Below are 7,687 nucleotides of genomic sequence, written 5' to 3'. Positions count from 1 at the left end.
CAATAAAAATTATAATAAATTGAAGTAGTATATAATCCCAAAGTGATTATCATTATAAAGGAGAATACAACCCAGACATACCAATTCAAGAAACGAACATATTCACTCGATTTAATGCTCTCCTTAGAATAATCACCATAAATTAACCAAATCATATGATTTTCCTCCTATTTGTATTTTAAGGAATTTCTTACAATATGTTTGTATTCACGAACTTGCACTGCCTTAGACGCCAACGGGAGTGATCGCGTTACTGTTAGGCAGTGCAAGGTTGTCCGGTTGATCTTATTCGAAACCACTTCTTTCTGCTTCGGAAAGGACCACGGAGCGATAGCAACGAAGGGTGAATAGGTATTATATGAAAATTTATTCTAGTTCTTACAACCATTTTTGTTACAAGTAACAACATAACTAGAATTTTCCCAATGATCTGAGTGATCCTTTGTGTCAGTCCCACAACCAGTAGTTCCACCTTTGACGCCACTGTGAACAATTCCAGTTGGAATATGTTTAACTGTCATTCTCCTCACCTCATTTCAAGAAATATTTAATATATTTGCACAATCATTCTAACATTCATAACAAATAAGTGCAAATGTTCGTATTATTTACGTCGTTTATTTGATTCAGCATCTCTTTCATATAACGTTTTTATATATTCGTGACGTCCGGCGAAGTCGGATGTGTCCGGCTGATTTAGCATCCCTGCCAATTATCATCTGTCCGGACCGAGGGCGAATACCCGATGCGTGAATAGAGCGTTATCCGAAGACATTGCCTTCAATGTCAAGCTTACAAACTAACAACAAGAATCGAAGATAAATTACCAATCCCTTCAAGTCGACTCTTCAATGTTATTTTGCTTATGAGTTGATGAAATAGGTAGTTGTATCGCGCGATTATTCTGACATTCTGCTTTTCTGTGTAACTAAGGCCAACATCGCCCTACAAGCATTTCCCGCGAATTCTCCTACAAACACAAAAAAAGAACCCTACAACAGTAAGATTCTCAAGCTTTTAAGTATGGCGCGCCCGATACGATTCGAACGTACGACCTGCAGTTTAGGAAACTGTCGCTCTATCCTGCTGAGCTACGGGCGCGCGTACTAAACATTTTACCACGGGTGAGTAAGCGGTGCAACTTACAATTGAGAGTGCAAGGCCTTACCGTTACCTTAAACCAATCCTAGAGAAAGGGGCATTCCTATAGGTCCTATGACCTGGGACACCCCCTTGCTCAGCTTGCAGGAAACGGACGGGCTACGGAGCGTCCTGCCTGACGCGCTTACCCGAGCGCGTAATGGAAGTCTCCACGAGCACCTGCATGGCATCAATGCTGCATTCCTCGCTGGCGGAGCTCAGCTTAATGCAGGACAGCTCCGTGCAAGCGAGAATGACGCAGCGACAGCCATGCTCCGTCACCAGCTCGCCGATTAGTGCCTCCAGCTCATCCGGCGAGAAATCCTGATTGCTCTTCACATTCGTATAGATAATGTCCATGACACGGGCTTGCATCGCCTCGTCCGGAGCGTACAGCTCCATGCCGTATTGCCCGCAGCCGGCGGCGTAGATGCCGCTCTGAACGGTGCCGCTCGTTGCCAATATGCCGATCCGGCTGCCGGAGCCGTACTTCTCGTAGATGAGGCGCAGCGTCTCGTCCACCATATTGATAATCGGAACGGTCGTCATCGCCTGCATATCTTCATAGAAGTAGTGCGATGTATTGCACGGAATGGCAATATGGGCAGCCCCCGCTTGCTCCAGCAGCTTCAGATCCTTCGCCACCGCCTCCAGGAACAGCTCCGGTCTGCCTCCCAGAATAACGCTCGTGCGGTCAGGGATGGTCGCATGGTTCAGAATGATCATATTAATGTGCTCTTGATCCTTCTCGGCCGCGGTGCAGGCAATAACCTTGTCGAAGAATACCGCAGTCGCCTTGGGTCCCATCCCTCCAATTACGCCTAAGCTTTTATGTTCCATCGTTCAACCTACTTTATAGATATAGTATCGATTAGCGTCTTTCGCTCATAATTTCATTGACGATCTCCGCTTCATTGAAGGGAACCTCAGTCTTGCCGATCACTTGTGTCGTCTCATGTCCCTTGCCTGCGATAAGAATGACATCATCCTTGCGGCTAATCGCAATGGCATGCTGAATCGCTTCCCTGCGGTCTACAATGCCGTAATAAGCGCCGCCTGCCGCTTCGACAGCTGCGGATACCTCGGCAATGATGGCATCGGGGTCCTGATCCTTCGGATTGTCGGACGTGACGACGGCAATGTCGGAGTAATCCGCCGCTACCTTAGCCATCGCCTGCCGCTTGCCGCTGCCTTCATGGCCGGGGGCGGCATAGACGCCGAAGACGAGAATAAGTCTTCCCTTCGTGTATGGGCGGAGAGTAGACAAGGCTTTCTCCAGACTGTCCTCCGTGTGGGCGAAGTCGACGATGATCTTGCGCTCCTCGTCCCGGTAGACGACCTCCAGCCGCCCTCTAATGCTCTCGACGGCTCTAATGCCTGCGGCAATGTGGTCCACAGCAATGCCATGCGAGTATGCCCAGGCGACAGCCGCCAGACTGTTGTAGACATATATGCTGCCGGGCAGATTCACCCGGATGGCGATGCTGCCGGTCGGGGTATGCACCGCATACGTCGTATAGTCCTCGTAGTAACGTATATCCGAAGCCATAATGTCCGACTTCTGGTCGATGCCGTAGGTGACCAGCTTCACATCTCTGTCCCTCAGCCGCTCAATCAAGCGGCGTCCGAAGAGGTCGTCGCTATTAATGACATTGAAGCGGGAGGTGAGGTCGAACAGGCTGGCCTTCGCCTCGAAGTATTCCTCCATCGTACGGTGAAGCTCCAGATGATCCGGCGTCAGATTGGTGAAGATGCCGGCGCTGAAGCGGGAAGCGGCAGCGCGCTTCAGGCTGAGTGCGTGGGAGGACACCTCCATAACGCAGTAATCGACTCCGGAGCCCGCCATGTCGGCGAACATATGCTGAAGATGCAGCGATTCCGGAGTGGTAGGCGTCGTCGACTTCGTCTTCAGCGTCTGCGTGCCGATCATGGCGCCGATGGTGCCGATGACGCCGACTGTGCGCCCGGCCGCTTCCAGAATCGATTTGACGAAGTATGTCGTCGAAGTCTTCCCGTTCGTGCCGGTAATGCCGATCAGGTCAAGGCTGTTCGTAGGGTGTCCGTAGAAGGAGGCTGCCGCCATCGCCATCGCTTCGCGGGTATCGTCGACTTTCAACACCGTGACAGGCCCTTCCACCTGGATATCCTTCTCTACCAGAACAGCGACCGCACCAAGCTCTACCGCTTTGGCAATAAATTGATGACCGTCCACTTTAAAGCCGTTGATGGCGACAAATAGCCCGTTCTTCTCTACTTCTCTGGAGTCGAAGGCGATAGAGGATATGTCTATATCCGCATCCCCTTGCAAGACTGTATAGTTTAATTCGGTCAGCATGGAAGTAAGAAGCATACCATCAACTCCGTTTTTCCGCATAGTGAGTTACTTTCTTAACAGCTTCCTGACAAGCTTGCCGCCGATCATGGAGACATAGGCCATACCCGGCTTGGGGTCCGACCATTCCCATATGGCGGCCGTCTTCGGTCTGAACAGGGAGCGGAACACTTGGCCTGCCGTCAATTGCTTGGTCTTGATATAGTCACGAACGGCAAGCATGTCTTCATAGAAGTACCAGAATGCGCGTCCGGTCGTATGGGTGACGGACATGGGCTTCAGAGGCGAGCCCGTCAGCTCCCGGTACGTAATATGGGGCATATTGAGCCCTACTTCATAGAGCATATAGTTGAAATTGGTCATTCGCACATTGACTTCGATGAGATAGAACTGTCCGGTGTCGGCATCCTTCTTGAATTCGATCTCCGCGAAGCCCTTCCAGCCCATCTTCTCCAGGAATGTGCCGCCGATATCATACAGCTCCGGTACATGCTTCTGGGCGGTGAAGACGGACGCGCCGAAGTTGATCGGATATTGGCGGAACTTCTGGCAAGTCGTCCAGTGGGTCACCTTGGCGTCCTGGTTCAAGTAAGCGTCGAACGTATGCATATGATCGTCGAAGCCGGGAATAATGCGCTGCACAATGACCTCGAGCCCAGCTTGCTCCGCCTTCTCCAGTGCCTCTAACAGCTCCTTGCGGTTGTTCACCTTGAACAGCTTGCGTCTGAACTTGGCGACGAACGATGGCGAGTCTGTCGGCTTCACGACACAGGGATATTTGATGACCTCGTCAATACGGTCCAGGAAGTTCTCTTCATGCACTCTGACCGTCTCCGGCACGTTGACGCCGTTCTCCTCGGCCAGACGGTGCAGCACTTCCTTGTTCATCATCTTCGTATAGAGACCTTGCTCCGTCTGCGGAATGAGATAATATTGCCTCAATTCATCCAGATACTCGTCGATAACCTCGACATAGGAGTCGTGGCAAGGGAAGAGCACCGGAGGGGCGCTTTGCTTCTGGGCGTAATCCTTCAGGAATGCGATGAAGGCGGACTTCTCATCGCGGTAATGGGGAGCGATCAGACGCTCCGACGTATATTTCGACAGTGCCCCGTAAGCCCCCTCGGGGGAATAATCCACAGCAACTGTATGTATGCCCTGCTTGCCCAGACAGCGAATGACGCTTAGTCCGATATAATAATTGCATCCTAGAATAACAGCCTTGTTGTTCACAATCAATCATCCCGCATTTCATAAATGTATATGAAGCCATTGTACTTCATCACTACTTATATTACAATTGCGCGCTCCGGCTACAATCGGGGGATTGGCAACCGTTCGGAAGCAAATTGGGTATTGGGAATCAGAGACTGCAACTATTTTCCTGATAATGTCGAAATATGCCTAAAAATTGTAGGCATTTGTCGACAAGTTTTTACAAACTCCTCTGGAGATGAAGAGTATAATGTTAGCATTACCACATGATGACTAGAAGGAGCGTGCCTCGAAGCGAGCTATGGATAAAAAAAACTTGCTAAGACAACTGCAGTCGCTTCGGAAGAAGCTGCATGAGATTGCCGAGGCAAGAGGCAGCCTGACAGACCCGGCCGTGCTCGCTATTAGCGAAGAGGCCGACCAGCTTATTGTAGCGCTTCAGCAAATACAACGTGAGGAATTCGCAGTCTCCTCGACGAAACGTGAAGAAAATAAATGATTCATTGGCGTTCTCGCAGTCGACGAAAGAATCGGGTAAGCAGCATGGCGCATTCCGGCTGCAGGATACCGCTTGTGAGCTCCGTTTCGTGATTGAAACGGGGCTCTTGTAATAAGTTCATAAGCGTACCTGCACACCCGGCCTTAGGATCTGTCGTACCGTAGACGACACGCTTCACGCGGGCTTGCACAATCGCCCCCGCACACATGGGACAAGGCTCCAGCGTGACGTAAAGCGTACAGTCAAGCAATCTCCATGCGCCGATTGCCTCACAGGCATTGCGAATGGCGACAAGCTCTGCATGCGCGGTAGGATCATGCTTCGTTTCTCTCAAATTATAGCCGCGCCCGATCACTTCATTATTCCGAACGATGACGGCACCAATGGGCACTTCTCCTATTTTTTCAGCTTTCTCGGCTTCGGCAATCGCTTCCAGCATCCATTCGCGATCCGTCTGCTCTCGTAACATAGGTATTCACTCCTTAGCGGGCATAGATGTCGAATTATACAACGAACAAATATTCCGATGTTAACAGGCGGTGGGTAACTCTGTGGATAACTTGGACGTTACTCACAGTATTACACACAATTCATCCACTGCTGTGTATAAAAGTTGTTAGTATTGTGCGTAAGATGTGTATATGTTCTTAAAGACTTTACTTCAGTTCATCATCGATCATCTTGAAGAAGGATGTGTCGCTCTTTGTCCATTAAAACCAAGCTCTCTGTCGCCATTTCCTTTATGCTGCTGGCTGTAGTCATTGTATACCACTTGCTGAGCGAATATTCAATGGTGGGGGAAGTGCAAAGCTTGCTGCTTCGGTCAATGGAGAACACGTCCAGACATGCTGCCATTACGATACAAGAACATGAATTGCAAGCGCAGGGCGGTTCCGATGACACGTTATCCACAGACATCATATTCGATCGATTGAGGGCCATCAATCCCTATATTGAAGAAATCACCGTATTCCGGAAGGACGCGGAGAATATTGCTTATGGAACATACACATACACTGATGCTAGCAACGATTACCGATTCGTGCAAGAGGCGGCGAAGGGCAAGTCCAAGCTGCGGCAATTCCTGATGGACGGGAACAGTTATTATAGAAGCTATTATACGAGCGAACAGTTGAAAGATTATGTTATCAGCATCGTGTATGAACGAGGAAGAACGTTGGAGTTGCTGGGCATTCAGCGCAATAATATGTTGTATTACACACTGATTTTTATGGCCATTCTGCCGCTGTTTACGTATTGGCTGGTTAGTATGATGATCCGTCCGCTCAAGGATATTTTATGGAAAGTGAATGAAGTGTCTTCCGTTCGCTTTCATAAGCCAATTCAAATTAAGCGCAAAGACGAATTCGGGCTTCTGGCGCTGAAGATTAACGCCATGTCGCAAAACTTGAGCATCTATATGAGCAAGCTGCGCAAAGCGTTCGAAGAGAATCGGCGAATGAAAGAGCATCTGGAATCCTTCATAAATCATTCGAACGACGCGATCCATCTGATGGATCTGGATGGGAAGGTCGTACAGGTTAATCGCGCTTTCGAGCAATTGTTCGGCTATGAGGAAGCCGAGGTGCTGGGTCGAAGATATCCTACCGTACCGGAGACGCACCGGATGGAGAAGTGCCAGATGATCGGCTTGCTGCTGGCGGGGAAGAAGCTGCCCGCCCAAGAGACGGTGCGCATTACCAAGTCCGGCGAGCATATTCCCGTCAGCGTGACAGTATCGCCCATACGCGACGGCGATGGCACGATTCGCGCATTCGCCAGCATCTGCAGGGATATGCGCAGCCGCAACAAGATGGAAGAACTGCTGCGCCGTTCGGAGAAGCTTACGACGGTCGGACAGCTCGCTGCAGGCGTAGCGCATGAAATCCGCAACCCGTTAACGACGCTGAGGGGCTTCCTGCAGCTGCAGAAGCAGAGCGGCAGCCTGAATCTGTCCCATGTCAATCTCATGCTGTCGGAGCTGGATCGCATCAATCTTATCGTGGGCGAATTTCTTATACTGGCGAAGCCGCAAGCGACCAAGTTCGTGACCAAGGATGTCCGCGACATTATGAAGGACGTGCTGCTGTTCCTGGACAGCGAGGCTCACCTGCATAATATCGAGTTCCGTACGATGCTGACGCAGGAGGAATGCCTGATCTCTTGCGAGGAGAACCAGATGAAGCAGGTGTTCATCAACCTGCTCAAAAATGCCATCGAAGCGATGCCGGGCGGCGGTCCCGTCCATATCTCCATCCAACGAAAAAGCGCAAGCATTGCGATCTCCATTACGGATGAAGGCATCGGCATTCCCGAAGAGATGATCTCCAAAATAGGAGACCCCTTCTTCACGGCGAAGGAGAAAGGGACGGGACTTGGCATTATGGTCAGCCAGCGCATCATTAACAGCCATCAGGGCACGCTGGAGCTGCAGAGTCAGTTGAACGTGGGAACGTCTGTCAAGTTGACGTTGCCGGCTTTGACAGAAGGAGCATGAAAGG

At 50.3% G+C, this 7,687-nt stretch carries 6 protein-coding genes and 1 tRNA gene; 2 read left to right on the top strand and 5 right to left on the bottom strand.

Annotated features, from left to right (window positions below):
• Positions 1-1,024: 1,024 nt before the first annotated feature.
• From M6D81_RS07465 to M6D81_RS07450, 4 genes are all read right to left on the bottom strand, one after another.
• Positions 1,025-1,101 (bottom strand) — tRNA-Arg (locus M6D81_RS07465).
• A 159-nt stretch (positions 1,102-1,260) separates the two neighbouring features.
• Positions 1,261-1,980: a cysteate racemase gene (gene cuyB / locus M6D81_RS07460; protein WP_262676211.1), complete on the bottom strand. Its 720-nt coding sequence runs from the start codon at positions 1,978-1,980 to the stop codon at positions 1,261-1,263.
• 31 nt (positions 1,981-2,011) lie between these two features.
• The gene (locus tag M6D81_RS07455; RefSeq protein ID WP_262676210.1) at positions 2,012-3,490 is read right to left on the bottom strand and encodes a UDP-N-acetylmuramoyl-L-alanyl-D-glutamate--2,6-diaminopimelate ligase; all 1,479 of its coding nucleotides are present in this window, start codon (positions 3,488-3,490) and stop codon (positions 2,012-2,014) included.
• 30 nt (positions 3,491-3,520) lie between these two features.
• Positions 3,521-4,705, bottom strand: coding sequence for a carboxylate--amine ligase (locus M6D81_RS07450; protein ID WP_262676209.1), 1,185 nt, complete (start codon positions 4,703-4,705; stop codon positions 3,521-3,523).
• Between the two features lie 298 nt (positions 4,706-5,003).
• Here M6D81_RS07450 and M6D81_RS07445 point away from each other — a divergent pair, with 298 nt between their 5' ends.
• Entirely contained in the window at positions 5,004-5,186 is a 183-nt protein-coding gene (locus tag M6D81_RS07445) for an aspartyl-phosphate phosphatase Spo0E family protein (protein WP_262676208.1), read from the top strand.
• Between the two features lies 1 nt (position 5,187).
• Here the strand turns inward: M6D81_RS07445 and tadA are convergent, their stop codons facing one another.
• Positions 5,188-5,655 (bottom strand): tRNA adenosine(34) deaminase TadA, encoded by a 468-nt coding sequence (tadA, locus tag M6D81_RS07440; RefSeq protein ID WP_262676207.1) that lies wholly within the window; start codon positions 5,653-5,655, stop codon positions 5,188-5,190.
• 234 nt (positions 5,656-5,889) lie between these two features.
• Here tadA and M6D81_RS07435 point away from each other — a divergent pair, with 234 nt between their 5' ends.
• Positions 5,890-7,683 carry a sensor histidine kinase gene (locus M6D81_RS07435; RefSeq protein ID WP_262676206.1) on the top strand — a complete coding sequence of 598 codons (1,794 nt, stop codon included), beginning with the start codon at positions 5,890-5,892 and terminating at the stop codon, positions 7,681-7,683.
• Positions 7,684-7,687: the final 4 nt, after the last annotated feature.

Origin of the sequence: Paenibacillus sp. J5C2022 (assembly GCF_025567625.1) — a bacterium.
Lineage (GTDB): Bacteria > Bacillota > Bacilli > Paenibacillales > Paenibacillaceae > Pristimantibacillus.
Note: the sequence above shows the minus strand (reverse complement) of the source record. Positions and strands in the feature narration are given on the sequence as shown.